This is a genomic window from Sorangium sp. So ce131 (assembly GCF_051519095.1).
In the GTDB taxonomy this organism is placed as follows: Bacteria; Myxococcota_A; Polyangia; order Polyangiales; family Polyangiaceae; genus Sorangium.
The window spans coordinates 5,533,046-5,558,692 of the sequence record NZ_CP150455.1; the positions used below are offsets into that span (position 1 = coordinate 5,533,046).

The 25,647-nt window shown below is 71.4% G+C and carries 21 protein-coding genes; 15 read left to right on the top strand and 6 right to left on the bottom strand.

Going from position 1 to position 25,647, the window contains the following annotated elements; translation table 11 throughout:
- Positions 1 to 2 precede the first annotated feature (2 nt).
- The 12 genes from WMF43_RS19990 (at position 3) to WMF43_RS20045 (ending at position 13,996) form a co-directional block, all read left to right on the top strand.
- Positions 3 to 1,748: a carbohydrate porin gene (locus tag WMF43_RS19990; protein ID WP_437682358.1), complete on the top strand. Its 1,746-nt coding sequence runs from the start codon at positions 3 to 5 to the stop codon at positions 1,746 to 1,748.
- Positions 1,749 to 1,864: 116 nt separating this feature from the next.
- A complete protein-coding gene (locus WMF43_RS19995) occupies positions 1,865 to 2,026 on the top strand; it encodes a hypothetical protein (RefSeq protein ID WP_437682360.1) in 162 nt (53 codons plus the stop codon).
- Entirely contained in the window at positions 2,023 to 3,522 is a 1,500-nt protein-coding gene (locus WMF43_RS20000) for a UxaA family hydrolase (protein ID WP_437682362.1), read from the top strand. Before WMF43_RS19995 ends, WMF43_RS20000 begins: the two co-directional genes overlap by 4 nt.
- Positions 3,523 to 3,757: 235 nt before the next feature.
- Positions 3,758 to 5,104: an MFS transporter gene (locus WMF43_RS20005; RefSeq protein ID WP_437682364.1), complete on the top strand. Its 1,347-nt coding sequence runs from the start codon at positions 3,758 to 3,760 to the stop codon at positions 5,102 to 5,104.
- 4 nt (positions 5,105 to 5,108) lie between these two features.
- The gene (kduD, locus tag WMF43_RS20010) at positions 5,109 to 5,870 is read left to right on the top strand and encodes a 2-dehydro-3-deoxy-D-gluconate 5-dehydrogenase KduD (RefSeq protein ID WP_437682365.1); all 762 of its coding nucleotides are present in this window, start codon (positions 5,109 to 5,111) and stop codon (positions 5,868 to 5,870) included.
- A 5-nt stretch (positions 5,871 to 5,875) separates the two neighbouring features.
- Positions 5,876 to 6,970 carry a PfkB family carbohydrate kinase gene (locus tag WMF43_RS20015; RefSeq protein WP_437682367.1) on the top strand — a complete coding sequence of 365 codons (1,095 nt, stop codon included), beginning with the start codon at positions 5,876 to 5,878 and terminating at the stop codon, positions 6,968 to 6,970.
- Positions 6,967 to 7,647, top strand: a complete 681-nt coding sequence (locus tag WMF43_RS20020; RefSeq protein ID WP_437682369.1) for a bifunctional 4-hydroxy-2-oxoglutarate aldolase/2-dehydro-3-deoxy-phosphogluconate aldolase — start codon at positions 6,967 to 6,969, stop codon at positions 7,645 to 7,647. The genes WMF43_RS20015 and WMF43_RS20020 overlap by 4 nt, the downstream gene beginning before the upstream one ends.
- A 24-nt stretch (positions 7,648 to 7,671) precedes the next feature.
- Positions 7,672 to 8,031, top strand: a complete 360-nt coding sequence (locus WMF43_RS20025) for a cupin domain-containing protein (protein ID WP_437682371.1) — start codon at positions 7,672 to 7,674, stop codon at positions 8,029 to 8,031.
- A 106-nt stretch (positions 8,032 to 8,137) separates the two neighbouring features.
- Complete coding sequence (locus WMF43_RS20030) at positions 8,138 to 9,826, top strand: pectate lyase (RefSeq protein ID WP_437682373.1); 1,689 nt, start codon at positions 8,138 to 8,140, stop codon at positions 9,824 to 9,826.
- Between the two features lie 65 nt (positions 9,827 to 9,891).
- Positions 9,892 to 11,373, top strand: a complete 1,482-nt coding sequence (locus tag WMF43_RS20035; RefSeq protein ID WP_437682375.1) for a right-handed parallel beta-helix repeat-containing protein — start codon at positions 9,892 to 9,894, stop codon at positions 11,371 to 11,373.
- A gap of 84 nt (positions 11,374 to 11,457) precedes the next feature.
- Positions 11,458 to 12,696 (top strand): pectate lyase family protein, encoded by a 1,239-nt coding sequence (locus tag WMF43_RS20040; protein WP_437682377.1) that lies wholly within the window; start codon positions 11,458 to 11,460, stop codon positions 12,694 to 12,696.
- A gap of 124 nt (positions 12,697 to 12,820) precedes the next feature.
- Complete coding sequence (locus tag WMF43_RS20045) at positions 12,821 to 13,996, top strand: vWA domain-containing protein (protein ID WP_437682378.1); 1,176 nt, start codon at positions 12,821 to 12,823, stop codon at positions 13,994 to 13,996.
- Positions 13,997 to 14,265: 269 nt separating this feature from the next.
- Here the strand turns inward: WMF43_RS20045 and WMF43_RS20050 are convergent, their stop codons facing one another.
- On the bottom strand, positions 14,266 to 14,838 hold the full coding sequence (locus WMF43_RS20050; RefSeq protein WP_437682380.1) for a hypothetical protein: 573 nt from the start codon (positions 14,836 to 14,838) through the stop codon (positions 14,266 to 14,268).
- 139 nt (positions 14,839 to 14,977) lie between these two features.
- On the opposite strand from WMF43_RS20050, the gene WMF43_RS20055 reads away from it, so the two are divergent.
- Both WMF43_RS20055 and WMF43_RS20060 read left to right on the top strand, forming a co-directional pair.
- Positions 14,978 to 16,648 carry a serine/threonine-protein kinase gene (locus WMF43_RS20055; protein ID WP_437682382.1) on the top strand — a complete coding sequence of 557 codons (1,671 nt, stop codon included), beginning with the start codon at positions 14,978 to 14,980 and terminating at the stop codon, positions 16,646 to 16,648.
- 28 nt (positions 16,649 to 16,676) lie between these two features.
- Positions 16,677 to 17,501 carry a hypothetical protein gene (locus WMF43_RS20060; protein WP_437682384.1) on the top strand — a complete coding sequence of 275 codons (825 nt, stop codon included), beginning with the start codon at positions 16,677 to 16,679 and terminating at the stop codon, positions 17,499 to 17,501.
- Between the two features lie 15 nt (positions 17,502 to 17,516).
- On the opposite strand, the gene WMF43_RS20065 is transcribed toward WMF43_RS20060, so the two are convergent.
- Together WMF43_RS20065 and WMF43_RS20070 are read right to left on the bottom strand one after the other, a co-directional pair.
- Positions 17,517 to 18,869: a sigma 54-interacting transcriptional regulator gene (locus tag WMF43_RS20065; protein ID WP_437682386.1), complete on the bottom strand. Its 1,353-nt coding sequence runs from the start codon at positions 18,867 to 18,869 to the stop codon at positions 17,517 to 17,519.
- Between the two features lie 30 nt (positions 18,870 to 18,899).
- Complete coding sequence (locus tag WMF43_RS20070) at positions 18,900 to 19,961, bottom strand: pectate lyase (protein ID WP_437682388.1); 1,062 nt, start codon at positions 19,959 to 19,961, stop codon at positions 18,900 to 18,902.
- 394 nt (positions 19,962 to 20,355) lie between these two features.
- On the opposite strand from WMF43_RS20070, the gene WMF43_RS20075 reads away from it, so the two are divergent.
- Positions 20,356 to 21,006, top strand: a complete 651-nt coding sequence (locus WMF43_RS20075; protein ID WP_437682390.1) for a hypothetical protein — start codon at positions 20,356 to 20,358, stop codon at positions 21,004 to 21,006.
- Between the two features lie 146 nt (positions 21,007 to 21,152).
- Here the strand turns inward: WMF43_RS20075 and WMF43_RS20080 are convergent, their stop codons facing one another.
- The 3 genes from WMF43_RS20080 to WMF43_RS20090 form a co-directional block, all read right to left on the bottom strand.
- Positions 21,153 to 22,256 carry a vWA domain-containing protein gene (locus WMF43_RS20080; protein ID WP_437682392.1) on the bottom strand — a complete coding sequence of 368 codons (1,104 nt, stop codon included), beginning with the start codon at positions 22,254 to 22,256 and terminating at the stop codon, positions 21,153 to 21,155.
- Positions 22,257 to 22,335: 79 nt separating this feature from the next.
- On the bottom strand, positions 22,336 to 23,469 hold the full coding sequence (locus WMF43_RS20085) for a pectate lyase family protein (RefSeq protein WP_437682394.1): 1,134 nt from the start codon (positions 23,467 to 23,469) through the stop codon (positions 22,336 to 22,338).
- A gap of 440 nt (positions 23,470 to 23,909) precedes the next feature.
- Positions 23,910 to 25,136 carry a pectate lyase family protein gene (locus WMF43_RS20090; RefSeq protein ID WP_437682397.1) on the bottom strand — a complete coding sequence of 409 codons (1,227 nt, stop codon included), beginning with the start codon at positions 25,134 to 25,136 and terminating at the stop codon, positions 23,910 to 23,912.
- Positions 25,137 to 25,647: the final 511 nt, after the last annotated feature.

Sequence of the window (25,647 nt, forward strand, 5' to 3'; positions counted from 1 at the left end):
CCTTGAATCCCCTCATCAATCCTTGTTGCCACCCTGCTTACGACGCCCGCCGTGGTCCGCGGTGCGCGTCGGGCTCGATCGATGGAAGCGCGGCCGCGTCGTCCACCCGCCTCGCGGGCCGGAAAGGATGGGCGAGCGCGCGCCACCTGGTCTGCGCCCTGCTCGGCGCGGCCCTCTGCGTCGCTCCCGCGGCCGCGAGCGGACAGCCGCTGACGCCCTCGCCGGGCCAGGCACCCGAGGGGACGCAGGCTGCGGCGGAGGCGCCGGCCGCAGGGGAGGCCGCAAAGGACGCGGCTCCGCCCGCCGAGGCCGGGGGGGCTGGCTACGAGGGGGCCGCGACGGCGGCCGCGACCCCGGCCCAAGAGCCGCTGACCAAGGAAGAGCCCACGACGCCGGTGCCGCCCACCGTGCCGGAGAGCGGGTTCTTCTTCGGCGGCGTCGGCCGCGCCGTCGCGGCCATGGACGCCGACGGGGGACCGGGGCGCGACGCCGACATCGTGTTGAGAGGCTCGCGCCTCGACGAGTCCACGTACATCCAGATGGACCTGGAGCGGCAGGACTACTGGGAGTCCACCGGCGCCACCACGCGCGTCGCCATCCGCCTCGTCGTGGACGCGCCGATCCTGCATTACAACAACGCGCGGCCGTGGAACATCAACATGTCGGTCCGCAACGCCTTCGTGGAGGAGCGGGACCTCGGCCTCAAGGGGCTGTCCGTGTGGATGGGCTCGCGCCTCTACCGCGGCGACAACAGCGAGCTGCTCGATTTCTGGCCGCTCGACTGGCTGAACACGCTGGGCGGGGGCGTCCGCTACGATCTGCCCTCGAAGCGCACGTTCTTCGCGGTGCACGCCGGCGTCAACCGGCCGCTCACGCCGTATTACCTGCAGACCGTCGAGCGCACGCCGGCGCTCAACCAGCCCGGCACGGCGAACGTCAACATCCTCGATCGTCAGCGGCTCATCTCGAGCTTCAAGGCGAGCCACACCGTGCCGGTCGGGGAGAAGGGCGGCGTCAAGGGCGTCCTCTACGGTGAGCTGCACCAGCTGCCCTCGGGCCGGCGCGAGACGGCCGAAGCCGGCGTCTACGAGGACCTGCCGCGCGACTCCGGGTACGTCATCGGCGCTCAGGTCAGCCCGTTCACCGGCGTGAACAACGGCCACCTGCACCTGTTCCTCCGGTATGCCGGCGGCCTCGCGGCCTACGGCGAGTTCGGCTCTCCCTTCCAGCCCGCGCCGGACGGCACCGCCTCCGGCGCGCACGAGCTCATGGTCACCATGAGCGCCAACTACGAGACAGGGCCGCTCGGCCTGATGGCCTCGGGGTACGTGCGCTCGTTCCGCAACGCGAGCGAGACCTTCGACTTCAGCGACCTGGACGAAGGCATCCTCGTCGTGCGGCCGCACTTCTACCTGCGCGACTGGGGCGGCATCGCCGTCGAGGGCTCGTACCAGGCGCAGCGGCGCGGGCGGGTCCCGCCGCCGGCCGATCCCGCGGCGCCGGCCGCGGCCGCCGGGGCCGGCCACCACAGCGCGAGCGTCGTGCGCTTCGGGCTCGTGCCGTTCCTCAACGTGGCGGGCAAGGGCGACTTCAAGCGCCCGCAGCTCCGCCTCATCTGGCTCATGACCCGGCGCGACGAGGGCGCGAAGGCGCTCTATGCGCAGGACGACGTGTTCAGCCAGCGCTCGTGGGAGCACTTCATCGGCATGAACGTGGAGTGGAACTTCAAGGGGAGCCCGGCGTTCTGACCTGGATCCAGACACGCTGTCTCGGAGCGCCGTCGCGCGGGCGCGCCGCTGCCCTCCTGGGCCGGCGCCCCCGCGCGCGCTCCGCCTCGATCACGGGATGTACCGCAGGAGGCGTCATGACCACGAGCGTTGCGCTCGGCCCGAGCCGCAGAACGAGGGAGGCCGTCACGAACGACGCGACGCGAGCGCAGCTCGCCGACGTCACGTCGCTCGGGATGGGCGCCGCGATCCGCGAGGTCGTCCGGCTTTCGCGCGAGCGCGAGGGGGGCAGGTCATGAGCGGCGGCAAACGCGCCCTCTTGCTCGACGCGGCCGACTCCGTCGCCGTCGCCCTCGAGAGCGTCCGGGAGGGCGAGCGCTGCGCGCTGCCCGGGGGCGGGGCGGTCACGGCGCGCGGGCCCATCCCGCGCGGGCACAAGATCGCCGTGAGGCGCATGGCGAGGGGCTCCTCCGTGGTCAAGTACGGCCACCCCATCGGCGCCGCGACCGCCGAGATCGACGTCGGCTCGTGGGTCCACACCCACAACCTCCGGTCGGAGCTCGAGGGGACGCTCTCGTACGAGCCGCCCCGGGCGCCCAGAGCCTGGCGCGCCCCGGCCGCCGCCGCGGCCGTCCCGGCGACGTTCCAGGGGTACCGGCGCCGCGACGGATCCGTGGGGATCCGCAACGAGATCTGGCTCCTCCCGACCGTCGGCTGCATCAACAAAGCCGCCGAGTCCATCGCCGCGGAGGCGCGCGCGCAGCTCGGCGCCCGCGCCTTCGCCTTCTCGCATCCTCACGGGTGCTCGCAGCTCGGCGACGATCTCGCGAACACGCGCAAGATCCTGGCCGGGCTCGCGCGCCACCCGAACGCCGCGGGCGTGCTCGTCCTCTCGCTCGGCTGCGAGAACAACACGCTGGACTCGCTCAAGGCCGAGATCGGCGCGTTCGACCCCGATCGCATCAAGTTCCTCGCGCTCCAGGAGGTCGCCGACGAAAGGAGCGCGGCGCTCCGCCTGCTCGAGGAGCTCAGCGCCTATGCCGCCCAGTTCACGCGGGAGGATCTGCCGATCTCCGAGCTGACCATCGGCCTCAAATGCGGCGGCTCGGACGCATTCTCTGGAATCACGGCCAATCCCACGGTAGGATGTGTCTCGGATCTCCTCGTCGCCGCGGGCGGCTCGGCGCTCCTCACCGAGGTGCCCGAGATGTTCGGCGCGGAGGCGGTCCTGATGGAGCGCGCCTCGTCGACGCTCGTCTTCGAGCGGACGGCCTCGCTCATCAACGATTTCAAGAGCTACTTCCTTCGCCACGGCCACGAGGTCTACGAGAACCCGTCTCCGGGCAACCGCGACGGCGGGATCACGACGCTCGAGGAGAAGTCCCTCGGCTGCATCCGGAAGTCCGGGACGTCGCCGGTCGCGGACGTCATCCCGTACGGCGCTCCGCGCAGGGCGCGCGGGCTCACGCTGGTCGCCGGGCCGGGCAATGATCTCGTGTCGACGACGGCGCTGTCGGCGGCGGGCGCGCACCTCGTGCTCTTCACGACGGGGCGCGGGACGCCCTTCGGCGCGCCGGTGCCGACCGTCAAGATCGCCACGACCTCCGCCCTCGCCGAGCGGAAGCCGGGGTGGATCGACTTCGACGCGGGCCGCCTCCTCGGCGGCGCCGGCCTCGAGGAGCTCGGGGCGGAGCTCTTCAGGCTCGTCGTCGACGTCGCGAGCGGCAAGCGCACGAAGAGCGAGCTGTCCGGGAACAGGGATATCGCCATCTTCAAGGAGGGGGTGACCCTGTGATGCGGCGGCGACCGAGCGCCGCGCCCCATCGACTTGGCACGCAGTGGTTCCAGCAGGTCTTAGCAAACGAAAGAGAAGGTCTTAAGCGATGAATCCAGTCCATCCCCAAGAGATCGTACTCCGCAACGTGAAGCCGGAGTCCAGCGAGCGGGGCTCCGGCCTCGAGGCGAGCCTCAGGTAACCGTCGCGCGAGCGGACCCGCGACGATTCGCAAGGGCACGAGGAGGATAGTCCCATGGTCATGAAGTCGGAGCCCGCAACGGGCGTTCCCAGCTTGCCGGCGGAGGCCGCGCCGAGCGCCGGGGCCACCGCCCCGCCCGGCGCGCTCGCCCGCGTCGGGCGTTATCGCTGGCTGATCTGCGCCCTCCTGTTCACCGCCGCGACGATCAACTACGTCGATCGGCAGGTGCTGGGGGTACTCAAGACGACGCTCCAGAAAGAGCTCGGTTACAACGATATCGATTACGGCAACATCGTCACGTCGTTCCAGGCCGCTTACGCGCTCGGCATGCTGACGATGGGCCGCCTCATGGACAAGATCGGGACGCGGCGCGGCTTCTCGTTCGCCGTCGGGTTCTGGAGCGTCGCGGCGGCGGCGCACGCGCTCGTGGGCAGCGCCGGCGGGCTGTCCGCGGCCCGGTTCGCCCTCGGCATCGGCGAGGCCGGGATGTTCCCGGGCGCCATCAAGACGATCGCGGAGTGGTTCCCGAAGAAGGAGCGCGCGCTCGCGACCGGCCTGTTCAACTCCGGGACGAACATCGGCGCGATCGTGTGCCCCCTCGTGGTGCCGTTCATCGCGGTCAACTGGGGGTGGCGCGCGGCCTTCGCGATCACGGGCGCGATCGGCGCGCTCTGGATCATCGCCTGGATGATCCTCTACAGGCCGCTCGCGGAGCACCCGCGCGTCTCGCCGGCCGAGCGCGCCTACATCGAGAGCGAGAAGTCGCCGCCGCCGGGCAAGATCGGCTGGCTCACGCTCGTCCCGCACCGCCAGACGTGGGCGTTCGCGATCGGCAAGTTCATGACCGACCCGTTCTGGTGGCTCTACCTGTTCTGGGTCCCCGACTTCCTGAACCGCAAGCACGGGCTGAATCTCCTCCAGATCGGGCCTCCGCTCGTCACGATTTACCTGCTCTCCGACGTGGGGAGCATCGCCGGCGGCTGGTTCTCGTCGACGCTGATGCGGCGCGGCTGGACGGCGAACGCGGCGCGCAAGACCGCGATGCTCGTGTGCGCGCTCGGCGTCGCGCCCGTCTTCCTCGCGACGCGCACCGACTCGCTGTGGGTCGCCGTGCTGCTGCTCGGGCTGGCCACCGCCGCGCACCAGGGCTTCTCGGCGAACCTGTTCACGCTCACGACGGACATGTTCCCGTCGCAGGCCGTGGGCTCGGCCGTCGGGCTCGGCGGCATGGCCGGGGCCATCGGCGGCATGCTCATCGCGCAGATCGCCGGCCGCGTCTTGCAGTTCACCGGGAGCTACTCGACGTTGTTCATCATGGCGGCCTCTGCCTACCTCCTGGCGCTCGGCATCATTCATGCGCTCGTGCCGCGGCTCGAGGCCGCGCGACTCAAGCAAGGATAGTACGATGAAGAACGATCTGTTTCGACTGGACGGCAAGGTCGCGCTCGTGACCGGCTCGGAGCGCGGCATCGGCGCCGCCATCGCGACCGCGCTCGCGGCCGCCGGGGCCGACGTGGCCATCCACGGCAAGGACGGGCCGGGTGAGGAGACGATGGCGGCCGTCCAGAAGCTGGGACGGCGCGCCATCGGGATCGCCGCCGACCTGTCGGATCGCGCGGCGCACCCGGAGCTCATCCGGAGGACGAAGGCCGAGCTCGGCCGCATCGACATCCTGGTGAACAACGCCGGGCTCATCCGGAGGGCGCCGGCCGTCGAGTACTCCGACGAGGACTGGGACCTGCTGATCGAGGTCAACCTGACGTGCGCGTTCCGCCTGTCGCGGTTCGCCGGCAAGGAGATGCTCGCGCAAGGGACAGGCAAGATCATCAACATCGCGTCGCTGCTCGCCTTCCAGGGCGGGATCCTGGTGCCGGCGTACGCGGCGTCCAAGGGCGGTATCGCGCAGCTGACCAAGGCGCTCGCGAACGAGTGGGCGGCGAAGGGCGTCAACGTGAACGCGATCGCGCCCGGCTACATCGCGACGGACAACACGGCCGCGCTCAGGGCCGACGAGACGCGCAGCCGCCAGATCCTCGAGCGCATCCCCGCGGGGCGCTGGGGTGAGGCCAGCGACATCGCGGGAGCGGCGCTGTTCCTGAGCGCGGACGCGAGCAAGTACATCCATGGCCACGTGCTGGTCGTCGACGGCGGTTGGATGAGCCGCTGAGGAGCATGGTGATGCAAATTCGCAGTACAAAAGGGTGCCAGTGGGACCAGGTGAGCCTCGGGGAGGTGATGCTGCGCCTCGACCCGGGCGAGCGCCGCATCCACACGACGCGGTCGTTCGACGCCAGCGAGGGCGGCGGTGAGTACAACGTGGCGCGCGGCCTGCGCCGCTGCTTCGGGCTCCGGACCGCCATCGTCACGGCGCTGGCGGACAACCCCGTCGGGCGGCTGATCGAGGACCTGATGCTCCAGGGCGGCGTGGACACGTCGTACCTGCGCTGGGTCGATTACGACGGCGTGGGCCGGGAGGTCCGCAACGGTCTCAACTTCACCGAGCGCGGGTTCGGGCCCCGCGCCGCGGTCGGGTGCTCGGACCGCGGCCACAGCGCGGCGTCGAGGCTCCGGCCCGGCGACGTCCCGTGGAAGGCCGTCTTCGGCGAGCGCGGGGCGCGCTGGTTCCACACCGGCGGGATCTTCTGCGCGCTCTCCGAGACCACGGCGGACGTGGCGCGCGAGGCCATGGAGGCCGCGCGCGAGCACGACGTGCGGATCTCCTATGACCTGAACTACCGGCCCTCGCTGTGGAAGAACTTCGGCGGCCAGAAGCGGGCGCGCGAGGTCAATCGCGCCCTCATGCCGTACGTCGACTGCCTGTTCGGCAACGAGGAGGACTTCGTCGCGGCGCTCGGCTTCGAGGTGTCCGGCGTGGACCATAGCTACAGCCAGCTCGACACCGAGGGGTTCCGCCGGATGATCTCCGAGGTCGTCGCCACGTACCCGAACATCTCGGTCGTGGCCACGAGCCTCAGGACGGCGAAGAGCGCCAGCGTCAACGGCTGGGGCGGGATCCTGTATTACAAGGGCGAGTTCTACGAGGTCCCGCAGCGGGACGTCGAGATCCTCGATCGCGTGGGAGGCGGCGACTCCTTCGCGTCGGGGATCATCTACGGCCTCCTCTCGGAGCAGGGCCCGAAGTGGGCGCTCGAGTGCGGCGTCGCGCACGGGGCGCTGGCGATGTCGACGCCGGGGGACACCTCGATGGCGTCGCTGGGCGAGGTGCGGCGCGCGATGAGCGGCGCGAGCGCGAGGATCGAGCGATGAACAGGGAGCAAGTCGTCCGCCGTATCGAGGAGATCGGCGTCGTCCCGGTGGTGCGCGCGGCGAGCGGCGATCTCGCCGTGCGCGCGGCCCGCGCGCTGCGCGCGGGCGGGATCGAGGTCGTCGAGATCACGATGACCGTGCCCGACGCGCTCGCCGTCGTGCACGAGATCGCCTCGCGGATGGGGAGCCACGTCCTCGTCGGCGCGGGCACGGTGCTCAGCGCGGACGCGGCGCGCGGGTGCATCGAGGCCGGGGCTCAGTTCATCGTCAGCCCGGGGCTCGATCTGGAGGTCATCCGCGCGACACACGACCTCGGCAAGCCGGTCTTCCCCGGGGCGCTCACCCCGACCGAGGTGATCACCGCGTGGAAGGCGGGCGCGGACGCGGTGAAGGTGTTCCCGTGCTCGGCGATGGGGGGCGCGAAGTACCTGCGCGCCCTGCGCGGGCCGCTCCCGGACGTGAAGGTGATGCCGACCGGCGGGGTCAACCTCACGACGGCCAGGGACTTCATCGAGGCCGGCGCCGTGGCGCTCGGGGTCGGCGGCGAGCTCGTCGACACCGAGGCGCTCGAGGCGGGCAAGGACGAGGTGCTCACGGATCGCGCGCGGGAGTTCCTGTCCATCGTCAAGGCCGCGCGGGCAGAGCTCAAGGACGGCGCGCGGGCGAAGCGGGCGTAGCCGCCTCGAGGAGCCGGAGGAAGCATGAACGACGTTCAGAAGAGAGATGTCCCGAGCCTGATGCGCGTCTCGAGCGGCGAGGTCGAGTTCTTCACGCCGGAGCCAGGGCTCCGGCGGCGCATCCTGGCCCACAACCCGAACATGATGCTCGTCGAGCACCACATGGAGAACGGCTGGGCCGGGGCGCGCCACAGCCACCCGCACGACCAGCTGGTCTACGTCATCTCCGGACACCTCAAGTTCTCGTGCGGACAGGAGGAGTTCGAGGCGCGCGCCGGCGACAGCTTCGTCGTCCGCGGGGGCGTCGAGCACCAGGCCTGGGCGTTCGAGCCCTCCGTCGTGCTCGACGTCTTCACGCCCGCGCGCGAGGACTACAGGCCCTGATCCGGGGGGACCGGACAGCCTCTCTCCAACTCACCACCACAACAGCAACGACTTTCTTCGACGGGCCCTGCGACCGACGCGAGGGACCCGTGCGACCGAGGAGCCCATGAAACGCAGAACGTTCGCGATGTCGATCCTCACGCCCCTGCTCTTGGCCGCCTGCGGCGGCGGCGATACGGAGCCGGGTCCCGGCCCAGGTCCCGGTCCCGGCCCCGGCCCGGATGTGCCGCCCGAGATGGTGCCGTACTTCGACGCGATGAAGCGCGCGGCCACCTTCATGAGCGAGAAGGTCGCGTACAAGGGGGGGTACGTGTGGAGCTACCTCCCCGATGTCTCCCGGAGCTGGGGCGAGATGGAGGCGAAGCGCACCATGCTGTGGGTGCAGCCGCCCGGCACGCCGTCGATGGGCCACGCGTACCTGGACGCCTACCACGCGACCGGGGACGAGCTCTTCTACAAGGCCGCCGAGACGGTGGCCCTGGCCCTGATCGAGGCCCAGCACGAGGCCGGCGGCTGGAACTACATCTACGATTTCGAGGGCGAGGAGTCGCTCAAGGACTGGTACGAGACCATCGGCCAGAACGGCTGGCGGCTCGAGGAGTTCCACCACTACTACGGCAACGCGACGTTCGACGACGCCGGCACCGCCGTGGCCTCGCAGCTCCTGCTGCGCATGTACCTCGAGAAGAAGGACGATCGGTTCCGCGGGCCGCTCTACAAGGCGATCAGCTTCGTCACCACGGCCCAGTACGAGGGGGGCGGATGGCCGCAGCGCTTCCCGCTGATGAGCAAGGAGGAGGGCGTGCCCGACTACACGAGCCTCGTCACCTTCAACGACGACGTGGCCGGGGAGAACATCAAGTTCCTGATCATGTGCCGCATGGCGCTCGGCGAGCCTCAGCTGCTCGTCAACATCGAGCGCGCCATGGACAACTTCGTCGCCATGCAGCAGCCCGCGCCGCAGCCCGCGTGGGGCCTGCAGTTCACGCTCGAGGGCGAGCCCGTGGGCGCGCGCACGTACGAGCCCACGGCGCTGACCACACACACGACGGCCAACAACATCCAGCAGCTCCTCAACTTCTACAAGCTGACCGGGGACGAGAAATACATCGCCCGCGTGCCCGAGGCGCTGGAGTGGCTGGAGAAGGTCAAGCTCACGCCGGAGCTCATCGAGCTCTTCCCCGATCGCACGCACCCCACGTACATCGAGATCGGGACCGACGTTCCGCTCTACGTCCACCGGCGCGGCTCGAACGTCGTCAACGGCGAGTACTACTTCGACAAGAGCCCCGAGAAGCCCATCGGCCACTACGGGCAGGCGCGCAAGCTCGACCTCGAGGCCATCCGCAAGCGCTACGAAGACCTGAAGGCCAAATCGCCCGAGGAGCTGACGGCGGGCTCGCCCCTCAAGATCACCGAGCCGGCGGCGTTGCCGAAGTACTTCTCGCTGCGCGAGGTGTCGCTCGACGACCTCTATGTCGGCAGCACGATGACGACCACGGCGGTGACCGAGGCGGACGCGCAGAAGGTCGTCAGCGAGCTGAACGAGGAGGGCTACTGGCCGGTCAAGCTCACGTACGTCACCAACCCCTACACGGGCCCGGGCACTGCGGAGCCTTATACCGAGGACACCTACGCCACGACGCACGTCGGCGACCACAACGACACGTCGCCCTACGAGCCGAGCAAGGCGCCGGCGACGTACCCGCCCGAGGAGGCGCCGACGGGCATCACCGTGGAGAGCTTCATCAAGAACATGGGCGTCCTCATCGCCTACATCGCGCCCGTCCAGTGAGCCGAAGCGGTCGCTGACATCGCCCCGGACTCGCACGTTCACGTTCCAGCGACGGAGATATCGACATGCGCTCTTTCATCATCGCCGCGCCGCTCGCCGGCTTCCTGCTCACCACGGTGGTCGCCTGCGGCGACGCGGGCGGTCCCGCCGGCCAGGCCGGCGGTCCAGGGGGCGCGGGCGGCAGCGGGGCAGGGACGGGCAGCGGGGCAGGGGCCGGCAGCGCCGGCAGCGCGGGCAGCGGCCAGACAACCACCTCCGGAGGGCACGGCGGCTCGTCGTCCGTGTCCTCCGGCCCCGCCGGAGGATCCGTGGGCACGGGCGGCGTGGAGCAGCCTCCGGGCGAGGACGACCTCTATGCCGCTCCCGATGGCTCGGAGGACGCCCCGGGGACCCTCGACGCGCCCACCACGCTGTACAAGGCGGTCACCCTGGTGCGGCCAGGCCAGACCATCTACCTGCGCGGGGGCGAGTACCTCTACGTCCCCACGGTGGAGATCGCGTACGGGAACGACGGGACGCCGGAGCAGATGAAGCGTGTGTACGCCTATCCCGGCGAGAAGCCCGTGCTCGAGTTCAAGGACCAGTATTACAAGAAGGGGGACCCGGCCAGCCCGCGCGGCGTCGAGCTGCACGGCAGCTACTGGCACATCAAGGGGCTGGAGATCGCCAACGCGGGCAACAACGGACTCTTCATCTCGGGGCACCACAACGTGATCGAGCACTGCGTGTTCCACAACAACCGCGACTCGGGCCTGCAGCTCGGCGGCAGGCTCGGCGAGGTGGAGACCCCGGTCGACGAGTGGCCCTCGCACAACAAGATCGTCAACTGCGACTCGTACAACAACTTCGACCCGCCCGACGGGGGCGACGCGGACGGCTTCGCGCCGAAGCTCAACGTCGGCGAGGGGAACGAGTTCCACGGCTGCCGCGCCTGGAACAACTCGGACGACGGCTGGGACATGTTCAACCGCAACGGCAAGCCGCTGAAGCCGGTCCTGCTCGACCAGTGCTGGGCGTTCGACAACGGGTACAAGGAAGGGGGCTACATGAGCACGCCCCCGCCGGTCCCGTACATGGGCAACGGGAACGGCTTCAAGATGGGCGGGAGCAACGGGCTCGCGTCCGACCACGTGATCACGCGCTCCGTCGCGTTCGGCAACAAGGTCCGCGGCTTCGACGAGAACAACAACGTCGGCAACATCACGGTCAAGAACTGCACGGGGTGGCTGAACGGCTCCATGAACTTCGCCTTCGGCGAGGGCGGGTTCCACACGTTCATCAACAACATCTCGCACGCGCGGAGAGCCGGCGACGAGCCCGTCGGCACGACGGTCGCGAACGCGTTCGAGGGCGCCACGGACGCCGACTTCCTCAGCCTCGATCGCGCGCTGGCGAAGGCCCCCCGCAACCCCGACGGCAGCCTCCCCGCGACGGATTTCCTGAGGCTCGCCCCGGCGAGCCAGCTCGTCGACGCCGGCTCGACCGAGGGGCCCGCGCTGCCCTATTCCGGCGCCGCGCCCGATCTCGGCGCGTTCGAGGTGGAGTGAGGGCGGGTGTCGGGCGGCGCGCCGCGCGCGAGGCGCGGTGGTCTTGCAAGAGAGAGAGAGAGCAGAACGATCCAGGAGGCAACGATGTGGCGTGAGCGATCGAAGGGTTTCAAGCCGTGGCTTCTGGCCCTCCTCGTGCTGGGCGGGGCAGGCGGCTGCTCGGCCTCTGCGGACAGCGACGAGGGCGCCGGGGCGAGCGGCGCCACGCCGGCCGGGCCGGGGTCGAGCGGCGCCGGCGCGGGCGCGCCGTCGTCCACGTCGAGCGCGTCGAGCGGCGCCGGGACGCCCGGTGGCACGAGCGGCGCGAGCGGCTCTGGAGGCGCGGGCGGGGGCGGCGGCGGGCAGGGCGGCGAGGGCGCCGGCGTCGGCGCCGGCTCGGGGGGCGGCCCCGGCGGGTGCCCGACGAGCGCGCTGGTCGGCTGGGCGAGCGAGAGCGGCCACGGCGCGGCGGCCACGACCGGCGGCCTCGGCGGCGCGACGGTCGCGGCGACCACCGCCGAGCAGCTGCTCGAGCACGCCGAGAGCGCCGAGCCCCTGATCATCGAGATCTCCGGCGACATCGACCTCAGCGGCGTGGACGTCGACGTGGCGTCGAACAAGACGCTGGTCGGGGTCGGCCCCGGCGCGACCCTCCGCGGCCGCCTCCAGATCCGGGGGAAGTCGATCGACGCGCCGATCCAGAACGTCATCGTCCAGAACCTCAAGATCGACGCCAGCTCGACCGTGGACGACGGGATCCAGATCCACTTCGCGCATCACGTGTGGGTCGATCACGTGGAGATCTGGGACGCGCTCGACGGCAACCTCGACGTCGTCCACGGCTCGGACCTCGTGACCGTCTCGTGGTCGAAGTTTCACTACACGAGCAACGCGCCGGATCCCGCGCACCGCTTCTCGAACCTGGTCGGCCACAGCAACAACAACGCCGACGAGGACACGGGGCGGCTCCGCGTCACGTACCACCACAACTGGTGGGCCGACGGCGTGACGGAGCGCATGCCGCGCGTCCGCTTCGGCGAGGTCCACGTCTTCAACAACTACTACTCGGCGGCCGGCAACAACTACGCGATCGGCGGCGGACTCGAGGCCAGGCTCCGGATCGAGAACAACTACTTCGACGGGGTGAAGGACCCGCACGTCTTCTACGAGGCCGAGCCGACCGCCCAGATCGTGGCGAGCGGCAATGCCTACATCGGCCTCGCCGACACCACCCGGAAGGAGTCAGGGCAGGGGAGCGCCTTCACCCCGCCGTACACCGCCGCGCTGGACACCGCCGACGCCGTGCTCAAGGACGTGGTGATGCGGTGCGCTGGTCCGCGCTGACGCGGCCCGCGCAGCCCCTCCGGCGCGCCGGCTGCGTGGCGCGCCGGTTGCTACACGCTCTGGCCACAACCGCGCTTCCGGCCGTCGGACACCGGCGGCCGCGCCGGCGCGGTGGGCAAGGAGCATGAGCGTGAAATTGCTTACGGTTGCCGTCTCTTTGTTGGCCGCGGCTGCGGTCGGGCTCGGGTGCAGCGACACCACCTTTGACGAGGGGCAGAATGGAGGCCCGACCTCCGGGGGGAGCTCGGGCTCGGGCCAGGACGACTCGCTGGACTTCGGGCCGGACGACTCGGCCGGCAGCGGGAGCGGCGGCTCCACGGGCCCGGACGGGGTGTGCGCCACGCAGACGGCCACGGCCGGCCTCCAGCCCGTATACCTCGCCTTTGCGTTCGACGTGTCGGGCAGCATGGGCAAGGGCGACAAGGACTGGCACGACAAGGCGCTCAAGTGGGATCCCGTGGTCGCGGCGACCAAGCAGTTCTTCGCGGACGCCGCGTCCGACGGGCTCTCGGCCTCGCTCACGTTCTTCCCCGGCGCGGGCGACAAGTGCGAGAGCGTCTCCTACACGACGCCCGACGTGCCGCTGACGGCGCTCCCGTCCCAGGCCTTCGGCGCGGCGATCGACGCGATCGAGCCGACGACCTCGAGCGACTGGCGCGGCGGCACGCCGACCGTGGCGGTCCTGGAGGGCACGATCGCGTTCATCGAGGCGCAGCGCCAGGCGAACCCCGGGAAATACGCGATCGTGCTCGTGACGGACGGCTACCCGCAGGGCTGCGACGACGAGGTCGATACGGTCGCGGCGGTCGTGACCGACGCCGAGGCGGCGCTCGCGAGCGCCATCTCGACGTACGTCATCGGGGTGGCGAACCCGCCGATCTCCGGCGCGCCCGATACCGTCTCCGACCTGCACCAGATCGCCGCCGCCGGCGGCACGGGCGAGGCCGTGCTCATCGACACCGGCGATCCGTCGCAGACCGCGGCCGCGTTCAAGGCGGCGGTCGACCGGATCCGCAGCGCCTCGGTCTCGTGCACGATGGCGATCCCGCCCGCGCCCGACGGCGGCACCTTCGACAAGGAGAAGGTCCGCGTGCTCTACACGGCGAGCGGCGCGAACACCCCCACCGAGCTCACCTACGACCAGACCTGCGCGACCGAGGACGCCTGGCGCTACGACGAGCCCGCGAACCCGACGCAGATCGTGCTCTGCGGCAGCGCGTGCGCCACGGTCCAGGCGGACGTTGGCGCGGTCCTCAACGTCGACTTCACCTGCGAGAGCGTGATCCAGGTCCCGCTCTGACCGGCGGCCCCGCCGCGCTCGGCCCGCCGCGGCCACCCGGCATCCGCAGCGAGCTCCAGAGCGCGCCGGGCCGGGGCGCGGGCCGTGTCAACCCGCGGTTGACAGTGTGGACATGCACGGTTGCCCGCCCGCGAGAGGCGTCGTCGCGCGCGACCACCAGCCCCGACCGACCAGCCCATCCTACATGCGCGCCCGGCCCTCGCGGCGCGCGCCCGCGGCAGGGCGCGCGCCGCTGGCACGCCGTCTGCTGGCCGGCGGGGCCCGGGGGATCAGTGGCGCTCGAGCGCTATCCAGTCGAGCCCTGCGCCCGGCTCGCGACAGAAGAACTCGACGACGTGCGCGCCCCGCTCCAGCGGGATCACGACAAGCTGCTTCATCTCCTGACCGGTCTCGTGATGCACGAGATCGCTGAAGAAGATCCCGGTCTTGGTCGGCAGCATGTACAGGTATCCCTCGGCGGGCGCGCCGTCGACCCGCACGAGGAACGAGTCCGAGAGCTCGTCGGGGGCGATGGCCTCGGTGCGGATCTGGTAGTCGCCCGCGACGTCCACCTCGAACTCGAATCGCACCTTGTTGTTGGGATCGTCGCTGGAGCACGTCGCGCCGGGCGGTGTGCGCACGTATGCGCCCCCGCGCGCCTCGCTGTCCTGCGCGACCTCGAAGGCGCCCCCGCGCTGTCCGGCCTCCGCCTCGCGCACGAGCGACGGGTCCTCGGCGCCAGGCGTTTCCGTCCCGTCGAACTCGTCGCTCAGCCCGTGGAGCGAGCACGCGCTCGCGCAGAGCGAGAGCGAGAGCGAGAGCGAGAGCGAAGCAGCCGTCACCCATCGAACGGAAGAAGCCATACCTCATCAGACTACCACGGGCCCGCGCGAGCCCGCCACGCGCCCTCCGCCGCCCTCTCCCCGCCGCGCGGGGGGAAACGGCGCGTGCGCGCGTTACCATCCGGTAACACAGCCGAGATGATGTAGAACAAGGGCGACGATGGCATCTGCCCAGGAGCGCGAGCCGAGGACCCTCGACCGGTACACGCTGCACGGCGTGATCGCCTCGGGCGGCATGGCGTCCGTCCACTTCGGGCGGCTCGTCGGCGCGCACGGCTTCGCGCGCACCGTCGCGATCAAGCGCCTGCACCCGCAGTTCGCGATGGATCCCGACTTCACCGCGATGCTGCTCGACGAGGCGCGGCTCGCGGTGCGCATCCGCCACCCGAACGTCGTCGCCACGCTCGACAGCGTGCAGGCCGACGGAGAGCTCTTCCTCGTCATGGAGTACATCGCCGGCGAGTCGCTCGCGAGCCTGCTCCGCGAGGCCGGCCGGCGAGGGGCCCAGGTGCCGCCGGCGATCGGCTCGGCCATCGTCGCGGGCGCGCTCGCGGGCCTGCACGCGGCGCACGAGGCCACCGCCGAGGACGGCGTCGCGCTCCAGATCGTGCATCGCGACGTCTCGCCGCAGAACATCCTCGTCGGCGAGGACGGGATCGCGCGCGTGCTCGACTTCGGCATCGCGCGCGCGGCGGTGCGCAGCCAGGTGAGCCGCGAGGGGCAGCTCAAGGGCAAGCTCAGCTACATGGCGCCGGAGCAGCTGCGCGGCGATCCCCTGACCCGCCGCACCGACATCTACGCCGCCGCCGTGGTGCTGTGGGAGGTGCTCACGGGGCGGCGGCTGTTCACGGGCGACAACGACGCGGTGATCTTCGGGCGGATCCTCGAGGGCGTGATCCAGCCGCCGAGCGCGTTCGTCGACGTGCCCGCGGAGGTCGACCGGGTGGTGCTCCGGGGGCTCGAGCGGGACCCGCGGCAGCGCTACGCCTCGGCGCTGGAGATGGCCACGGCGCTGGAGGCGGCGCTGCCGCCGGCGAGCCCGCGCGCGGTCGGGGCGTGGGTCGAGGAGACCGCCGGGGCGCTGCTCACGGCGCGGTCGCGGAGCCTCGCCGAGATCGAGACGTCGCAGCGGAGCCCGGCGCTCTCGACGCCGCTGCCGTCGACCCCCACCGTGTCCGACCGGGCGCGGCCGCGCCCGGCGCCGCCGCCCGAGCCCCGCGCCTGCCAGCCGCGATCCTCGGTGACGCTCCCGACGCTGACCAGGACGGTCGAGGACATGGCGCGGCCGAAGGCGCCGGCGCTCGTGACCGCCGTCCCCGTTGCGGCGCCGTCGCTGCGGCGGACCGCGCGTGTGGCCCGCGGCGCCGTGTTCGCGATCGCGGCCGGCGCGCTCGCCGTCGCCGCGCTCGCCAGCCAGCGCTGTAGCGTGCGCCCCGAGCTCGAGGCGTCCTCGGCCGAGCCGCCCCGGGCAGGATCGGCGTCGCCCTCGGCCGCGTCGGCCGCATCGGCCGCATCGGCCGCGGCCGACGCGCACGCAGCGCTGGCGGGGCCGGCGGCGCCCGCGAGCGCCTCCGCGAGGCCGCCCGCGAGCGCCTCCGCGAAGGCGCCCCCCAGCGCGGCCGCGCCGGCGTCCGCGAGCGCCTCCGCGGCCGCGCCGGCGAGCGCCTCCGCGGGAGCGCCCGCGGCGCCGGCGAGCGCCTCTGCGAGGGCGGGCGCGACGGAGCGCCCCGGCGGCGCGGCGACCGCGCGGCCGCGCCCGCGGTCGCCGTGCGTACCGCCCTACTACGTGGACGAGAAGGGCATCCGGCGGATCAAGCGCGAGTGCCTGTGAGCGACGGAAGCGTGTAGCCTACGCGGCGATGACACGGGGCCTCCTTGTCCTCGGCGCGGCCGTCACGTTCTTCGCGGGCTCGAGCGCCCACGCGCAAGGCATCGGAGAAGCGTGCGCGAGCTCGTACGAGCAGGCGCAGCAGCTCCTCAGCGACCGCGCGTTCAAGCGCGCCCGCGCGGAGCTCCGCGCGTGTGTGAGCGCGTGCCCGGCCACGCTCGCGCGCGACTGCCAGAGCTGGCTCGAGAAGGTCGATCGCGAGATGCCGAGCGTCGCGCTGTCGGCCGCGTCCGCGGACGGCCGCGCGCCGGGCCGCGTGCGGGTGCTGCTCGACGGCGCGCCGCTGGTCGAGGACATCCCCGCGGCCCCGGTCGAGGTCGATCCCGGGCGGCACACGTTCACCTTCGAGGACGCGGCCGGGACGCGCGTCGTCGCCGTGGTCAACCTGTCCCCGGGCGACAAGGCGCTGCCGATCGCCGTGCGCTTCCCGCGCGCAGCGCCGCCGCCTCCGGCCGCCGGCGGCGGCGCGGGCGCGGTGCGGCAGCGCTGGCCGCTGTGGATCGCCGGCGGCGGCGCGGCGGCGCTCGTCGTCGGCGCCATCCTCGGCATCAAGGGGCACATCGATCGGAGCGCGCTCATCAGCGAGCGCTGCGCGCCGAGCTGTCCGCCGGACAAGGTCGACGCGATCGACACGCTCTGGAAGGCCGGCGCGATCAGCGCCGGCGTGGGCGCCGTCGCGCTGGGCGCGGGCACGGTGCTGTACTTCCAGCTCGATCCGGTCGCCCCCCCGCCGCCGGCCGCGGGCGCGGCCCTGCTGCCGGGCGGCGCCGGGCTCTCGCTGCGCGGCTCGTTCTGAGCGCCGCGCGGCCCGTCAGCCCTTGCTGCGGATGCCGTAGCGCTCCATGAGCCGGTGGACGAGCTGCCGCGAGACGCCCATGGACGCGGCGGCGCGGGCCACGTTGCCGCCGTGATCGCGGAGCTTCATGGTGATGAAGTTTCGCTCGAACTGCTCGACGACCATGTCGCGCGCCTCGCGCAGCGTGAGCGCCGCGAGCGGGCCGACGCCCATGTCGTCGACGCGCGGCGCCACCTTGACGATCGCCTGCTCGGCGAGGTGCGGGAAGAGCACGAGCCGCGCGACGGTGTTGCGCAGCTCGCGCACGTTGCCCGGCCAGTGGTGCCCGCGCAGGAGCTCCAGCGCGTTCGGCGGCAGGTCGTCGAGCGACCGCGGCGGCACCTGCGCCGCGAGGAAGCGCTCGACGAGCAGCGGGATGTCCTCCTTGCGCTCGCGCAGCGGGGGCACGACGGCCTCGACGACGGCGAGCCGGTAGTAGAGGTCCTCGCGGAAGGCGCCCGACGCGATGCGGCCCTGGAGGTCGCGGTGGGTGGCGGCGACGACGCGGGCGTCGAACGACGTGTACGCGACGGCGCCGAGCCGGCGGATCTGGCGGGCCTCGAGGGCGCGCAGGAGCTTCGGCTGGAGCTCGAGCGGCAGCTCGCCGATCTCGTCGAGGAAGAGGGTGCCGCCGCTCGCCTGCTCGAGCAGCCCGGCGCGCGCGGCCTGGGCGCCCGTGAAGGCGCCCTTCGTGTAGCCGAAGAGCTCGGCCTCGATGAGGTTGGGCGCGACGGCGCTGCAGTCGAACACGACGAACGGGCCGCCGGCGCGCGGGCTCGTGTCGTGGATCGCGCGGGCGAGGACCTCCTTGCCGGTGCCGGACTCGCCGAGCAGGAGGATCGTCTCCGAGGTGGCGGCGGCGCGCTCCAGGCGGGCGAAGAGCGCGCGCATGGGCACGCTGCCGCCGAGGGCCTCGCCGAAGCTCGCCGACGTGGAGAGCGGCACGAGCACCGGCGCGCCGGCGACGCGGACCGTGAGGGAGACGCCGCCGAGGGACGCGATGGCGCTCGGGGTCAGGAAGGCCTCGTTGATCAGGACGTCGTTGACGAACGTGCCGTTCTTGCTGCCGAGATCGGTGAGGACGATGCCGCGCGGCGTCAGCCGGAGCTGGCAGTGGCGGCGGGACACGCGGGAGTCGGGGACCACGACGTCGCACTCGGCGCTGGTGCCGACGACGAGCGGGGCGACGCCGAGGGTGGCCTCGATCGGGGGGCTCTTCTGCGGCGTGATGACGACGCGCAGGTCGGGGACCTCGAGGCCGTCGCTGCGAAGCGTCGTGATCGTCCGGGTGTCGTCGCGCATCGGAGAGCCGGGCAGGGGGGAGAGCATCCCCGAATTCCGCCCGGATTGCCAGCCCGATCACCAGCTCTTGATGTCGCTCTTGCTCACGCGGCACGTATCGGTGTTCCACTGGCTCGCGCCGCCGTGGAGCTTCTGCGACTCGCCCATGTGGTCGGTGACGGCCCTGTACTCCTGGCAGATCTTCGGTTTGTCGTCCTCCTCGTCGTACCCCCCCTTGACGTAGAGGTTCGTGATCGTGACGGTATCGCCGTAGTTCTGGTTCGCCCCCGCGACGGTCGTCTTGACCTGATCCACGCGGACGTTGTCGATGATCAGGTTGCGCGGCCCGCCGTTGGCGGTGCAGTCGCCGCAGGAGCGCCAGAGCTTCCCGAAGTCGGCGATGTACGAGTTCGTGACGATGGTCGTGGAGCCGCCCTTCGCGTTGTGCTGGAAGATCTTGTCGGCCGAGTGCAGGGCGATGGAGCTGTTGATCCGCATCGTCGCCCCGTCCTTGCTGTTGGTGGCCGCGTCCTCGCAGACGTCCTCCCAGTAGACGTGGTCGAGCGTACAGTCGCCCTTGCAGACGATGCCGTTGCCGCCAGGGAGCCCGCCCGCGATGATGAGGTTCTTCACCGTGACGCCGTCCTCGACCTCGAAGACGGTCTTCTGGCCCTCTCCGTCGTCGCAGTCCTCGGTGTTGTTGACGCCGATCTTCTGGTTGTTGAAGTCGTAGACGTCCTGGCCGCCGTTCGCCGCGTTCTTCAGCACCGTCGTCTCGGTCCTGATCTCGCCGTCGCCGTTCGTGGGCGTCGGGATCTCCATCGGGAGGTCGTCGCCGAGCGGCTCCTCGCCGCCCGGGCCGGTGCTGCCGCCTTCGCCGCCGCCGGTCGTGGCGCTCGTCGTGCTGCCCGCGGTGGTGCTGCTCGTGGTGCCGCCGCCGGCGCCGGTCGTGGCGCCGGTCGTGGCGCTGGTGGTGCTGCTGGTCGTGCCGATGCTGCCGCTCGACGTGCTGCTGGTGGCGCTGCTGCCCCCCTGGCCGTCGTCCGGCGCCGCCGCGTCGTCCGAGCAGCCGATCTGGACGGCCCCGGCGGCGCCGATCGCGAGCAACATCGTGAAAGCTGACGTAAGTCCCAGTCTCATCTCGCTACCTCTTGTTCTGGATCCAAGGATGGACGACCCGCGGTCTCGAAGTGATGGCACCACGCCGGCCGGTGTCCGTCGACTCCCCGGCTCAGCCTCGTCGAGAGGATAAAATTGAAACCGCGCTTCACGCCCTTCAGGTGTTCCCTGGATGCAAGCGTCGAGCCACGGCGCGCGGCGGGAATTTGAGCGATCTCGCGGGTCTACGCTGCGGTGGACCTGTCAACTCGATGTCGACAACGGTTGACGCCTGCGGTTGACGTGCGCGCTCCGCGGCGCGAGCGGGCGGCCCTCCGCCGAGCGGGACGAGCGCGCCGTGGCGCCCGCTCTGCGCAGGCGCGCTCCGGGCCGGCTTTGTGCACGAGCGCTCCGCGCCATGAACAAGGATCAATCCATGAGACCGGTCAAACCCATTTCGTCTATCACGTCAGGTATCCTGCTCGCGCTCGCGGTGGCGACCACCGCGTGTGGTGATGACGGCGGCGGCGAAGGCGGCAGCGGCGCCGCCGGCGGCTCGAGCGGGAGCGGCAGCGGCGGAAGCGTCGCGAGCGGTGGCGGCGGCGGCGGCCCGCCCGGCGCGACGAGCGGCGGCGGCGCGACGAGCGCGGCCAGCAGCACGAGCGGCGGCGCCTCGACGAGCGTGGCGAGCACCACGAGCAGCGGCGCTGGCGGCCCGGACTGCCCGGGCCCCCTGGAGTTCGACGACAACGACGCGTGCTCGTTCCCCGGAACGTGCCCGTCCGCGTGCGGCATCGAGGAGCTCGGCTCGCGCATCTGCACCTGTGCCGGCGGCGTCGCCGACTGCGAGCCGTGCGAGCCCCCCGACGCCGCGCAGTACCCCATCAACCCGGTCGCGGTGGACTGCAGCACCGTGGGCGGCGACGGCAGCGCGGGGTCGATCCGGAACAAGCCCTGCACCGAGGCGGAGGAGGGGACGTCGTGTATCGGGAACGAGACGGGCAGCGCCCGCGGCTGTGTTTGCTGGGACCTCGGGTCCGGCTTTCAGTGGGAGTGCGGCTCGGTCAACAAGTGGTTTTCCAAGTAGCCGCAGGCAGGCGACGATGACCTCTTGATCGGGGCCGGAGCTCCGCGGCGCGGGGCTCCGGTGGGGGAGGGGCGGCGGCGGCGATCACCCCGGGCGGGCGCGCGAGCCGGCCGAGCGTGGCGCCCGGCCGGCCTGCGCCCCGTGGCTCAGTAGATCGGGTCGTCCTTGCAGCCGAAGATCACCTTGACGGCGCCGGCCCCGCTGCTCGCCACCTGGTCACACGCGGCGCCGTGCAGCTTGATGGTCATCATGTCAGGCCCCGTGTAGCTCCAGCCGTTCGTGCCCGTCGGGTCGTGCGCGATCGCCTGGTCCCCGACGAACACGCCGACGTGGTCCGGGTTCGGCGGCGCCGCGCTCAGCGGGAACAGGCAGGTCGAGACCTCTCCCGTGATCGTCTGGAGCGCCGTCACGAGCTGGTCCTTCGTGGCCGCGAGGTAGAAGCTCGGCGCGAGCGGGTCCGGGTCCTGCCGCGGCTCGAGGCCCGCGACCGCGAGGCCGTTCAGGGTCTTGATCTTGCTCGCCTGCGCCGCGATCCCGACCACGAACGTGTGAAAGCCGGCGCTGGCGGCGTTCGTCACCGCCTGCACGGCGAAGTCGTCCGAGTCGTCCTTCGGGCACGACGGGTCTCCGTCGGTCGCGAGCAGGATGTACTTCGGGTCGTCGTTCTGGAGCGTCTGCAGGTACTCGACGGCCTTGTTGATGGCGTCCCCCGTCGGGGTGCCGTCCCCCTCGGGGGTCGTGCTCGTGATCGCCTGATTCACGGTGGAGGCGTTGTTCGTCGCGATCGGGATCAGGATGTCGCCCGGGAAGCTCTCCTCGGTGCACGTCCCCGTCCTGTCTCCCTGCGGGAACACCTTCAGGCCCCAGGATGCCGCCTCGTTCGTCGCCGCGATCACCTCCTGCAGGGCGGGCACGACGATGTCCCATTTCGACGGCGTGCCCTCGTCGCCGTTCGGATCGTCCTGCATCGACGCGGAGCGATCGAGGACCAGCAGGATGCTGGCTGGCTTGCGCTCGACGTTGAAGTTTTGCCGCCCGCAATCCACCTCCTCGCCGGGGGCGCCGTCGCCGCCGATCTCGCCGGGGAGGCCGCTCGCGCCCCCCGTGTCGCCGCCGATGTCGCCGTAATCGGAGTTGTCGCCGGCGCCCGTGTCGCCGCCGCCGCTGCTGCTGTCGCTTTCGTTGCCAGATGCACAGCCCGACAGCGCGGCCAACACCACGACGGAACCAACCAAGGATGCTCTCAGCATGCTGCCTCCTCTAAGCGGAATCCTGGGGACGCCATCGCGAACGCCGCGCCGGCGCCTGCTCTCCAGCGGGCGACGCCCGCTACTCGACCTCGTTGGAAAAGCTCTCGATCCAGCCCTCGATGTCGTCGGTCGGGACCACGAGCGGCCGTGACGTCGGCTCTGCCGTCGGGTAGCCCCCCACCTCTTCCTGGCTGTTCACGAACATGCCACCGCCGGACACGAAGTCTGCGACGATGCGCAGGTCGACCTCGTCGCGGTCCCTGGGGCGGGCGCCCGCGTTGGCGAGCACCGAGTCCACGATCGACGCGGCGGGGAGCGCCACGAGCCCCTCGGGCCACGAGGGCCTCTCGGCGAGGACGACGATGTCCGGGGCGACGACCGGCGCCGCCGCGCCGAGCGCGTCCACGGCGATGTTGTCCTCGAGGTAGGCCGATCCCAGCGAGTTGGTGTCCACCATCGCGAGGCCCGACACCGTGTTCACGCCGTGTCGCATGTAGTTGCCGACGATGCTGACCCTGGGGGGCTCCGGCGTGATGCCCGAGCTCTCCCACTCCCTGAGGACGGGGCCGAGCCGGATCGCCCATTTCCCGGGGTTGTAGACGACGTTGTTGACGATCACCCCGGTCGCGAACCCTTTGTACCAGGGGTTTCGCTCGTTGTTGTGGGCGTAGAGGTTGCCGACGACGGTGACGTCGGTGCAGTAGTCGTGCACGAGGGTGCCCATCGAGTGCGAGCCCTTCTCGTGGACGGACTCGAGCAGCCCTTCGGCGATGATGTTGTTGCTGAGGGTGACGCGGCGCGACGTGCCTTCGGGGCCGTCGAAGCGGGGGCCCGAGACCGACAGGTTCTCGTCGACGCCCCACGCCACCGAGCAATGGTCGATCACGACGTTGTACGCCGAGGGCCCGTCCGTCGTGACGTCGGGCTCGAACCCCGACGCCGGCGCGGCCCCGGCGTCGCCCATCCGGAAGCGAAGGTGCTGGATCCGCACGTCGTGCGTGAGGATCCTCATTCCGCCGCGGATCAGCGTGATGCCCGGCGAAGGCGCGGTCTGGCCGGCGATCGTGACGAACGGCTCGGTGATATTGAGGCGCGCGCGGTCCAGGTCGATGATCCCGCCGACCTCGAACACGATGATGCGTGGCCCCGGCGTCTCCAGCGCCTCGCGCAGCGATCCCGGGCCATTGGCGTCGAGCGTGGTCACTTTGATCACCGCGGCCTCGTCGTCGACGGGCGCCGAGCCGCCTGAGCCGCCTGAGCCGCTGGTCGAGGAGACCGCGCCGCCTGCACCACCTGCGCCGCCTGCGCCGCTGGTTGAGGCCGAGCCGCCTGCACCACCTGCACCGCCTGAGCCGCCTGAGCCGCTGGTCGAAGTGGTTGAGCCGCCTGAGCCGCCTGAGCCGCTGGTCGAAGTGGTTGAGCCGCCTGAGCCGGTGGTCCCAGAAGCCGAACTACCGGCGCCGCTCGTCGCCGAGCCGCCTGGGCCGCCCGCCGCTCCTTCGTCGGGGCCGGAGGAGCATGCTGCCAGGATCATGAACATCGCGAGTGCGGCCGCGTCGGACGCCCTGCGGGTGCGTAGAAGTCGCTTGTACACGTATGTCTCCGTCATGGGTGCAGCCGCTGCTCCGGGAGCTCCGCCGGCGCAGGAGAGCTTCATTGGTCGATCTTGCCCACGCCCGCGCCGGCCATCACGATCGCCGGGACGTCCGCGCTGCTGTCCAGCGAGTACTCGTAATAGGTGCTCGGCTCGACGACGGGGCCGGCCACCTCGATCTCGTGATTGCAGTCGACGAGGGTGTTGTCTCGGGCGAGCATCCGGCCAGGGTCGTTGTCCTCGAAGAGCACCCGACCGGGGTTGTTGACGCTGAAGAAGTAGTTGCCCTCGGCGACCACCCCGGCGTTCCAGGTCGAGGCGATGCCGTAGCTGTTGTCGTTGTAATAGTTGTTGTAGACGTGCACGGGCTCGCCGAAGCGGACCCGCGGGTTGCGCTGGTCGGAGCGGTCAAAGAAATTGTGGTGGTAAGTGACGCGGAGCCGCCCGATGTCCTGAGGGGCGCCGAGCTCGTCATGCCCGAGCAGGCAGGTCTTCGTGTGATCGTGGAAGTGGTTCCAGGACACGGTGATGAGGTCCGAGCCCCGCTTGATGTCGAGGGCGCCGTCGCCGCCGTTCGAGAGGTCGCAGTGGTCGATCCAGATGTGGTGGGAGAACATCTGGATGTTGATGAGGTCGTCTGAAGCCCCGGTGATCTTGAGGTTGCGGACGATGATGTTATGCACCGCGTCCGGCGGGGGCGAGGTGATGGCGTCGTCCACCGGCAAGCCGATCTTGAGGCCGCCGCCGGTGAGCGTCGCGTCCGCGCCGAGGCCGATGATCGTCTTGTGGGACGTCACGTCGTGCATGCCGTCGGTGGTGCCGGTGGGCAGCGCGATCGTCCCGGCGACCTGGATGACGTGCGGCCCCGGGCGCGCGATGTAGTCGAGGAACTCCTCCGTCGTGGAGACCGTGACCACCGGGCCGCCCGCGCCGCCGGTGGTGGTCCTGATCCCATATCCCTCGACGGCCGCGAACCCGTCCGGCCCGTCCCCGAGCACAGGAGGGCCGCCGCCGGTCCCGCCGTGGCCACCCGAGGCTGCGCTGCCGCCGGAGGCCGCGCTGCTGCTGCCTGCGCCGCCGGAGGCCGCGCCGCTGCCGGCTGCGCCGCCGGAGGTCGCGCCGCTGCCCGCTGCGCCGCTCCCCGAGCTGCCCGCGCCAGGAGCGGCGCCGCCGGTTCCGCCCTGTCCGGCCGCCTCGTCGCTCGGCCCGGGTGAGCTCGCCGCGCCGGAGCAACCGGCAAGGACCGTGCAGCTGAGGACGAGGAACGAGAGAACAGCGGATTTCATGCGACGTATCCTTTCGAAGTGAAACACCCCGCCGGGCGCTCCAGGCGCCGAGATCGCGCGGGACAACAGCCGTCCGCCGCGCAGCTCACGGTCGCCGCGCTCGATTCACCGCGCGCCGCGGTGTGGCGCCGGCTCATGCGCCGTCAGGTCCGCGCGTGACGTGCGGCCGCCCGAGCCAGGCCGGAAACACGCCTCGTCGATGAGCAGAAACATAAGCAATGACGATGCCACCCGCTCGACCCAGCCAGCAGACCGCTGATTCCGGCCCGCGCGCGCGCCGCAGGGAGCCGCGCTGCGCTCGCGGCGTGGATGTCCTCGTCGCCGCGCGCCGGGGCGCCGCCCCGTCAACCGCAGGTTGACGCGATTGACGGCGCCGCGGCGCTGCGATGTCGATCGCAGCTCGCTCTGCAGGCGTGCGCGCGCGCCTCGAGGACAGCGCCGCACGCCGGCGTATCACCAGGCCAGAGGGCGTCGATCGCGGCCGCTCCCGCGCGAGCGCCCTGAAGAGCCC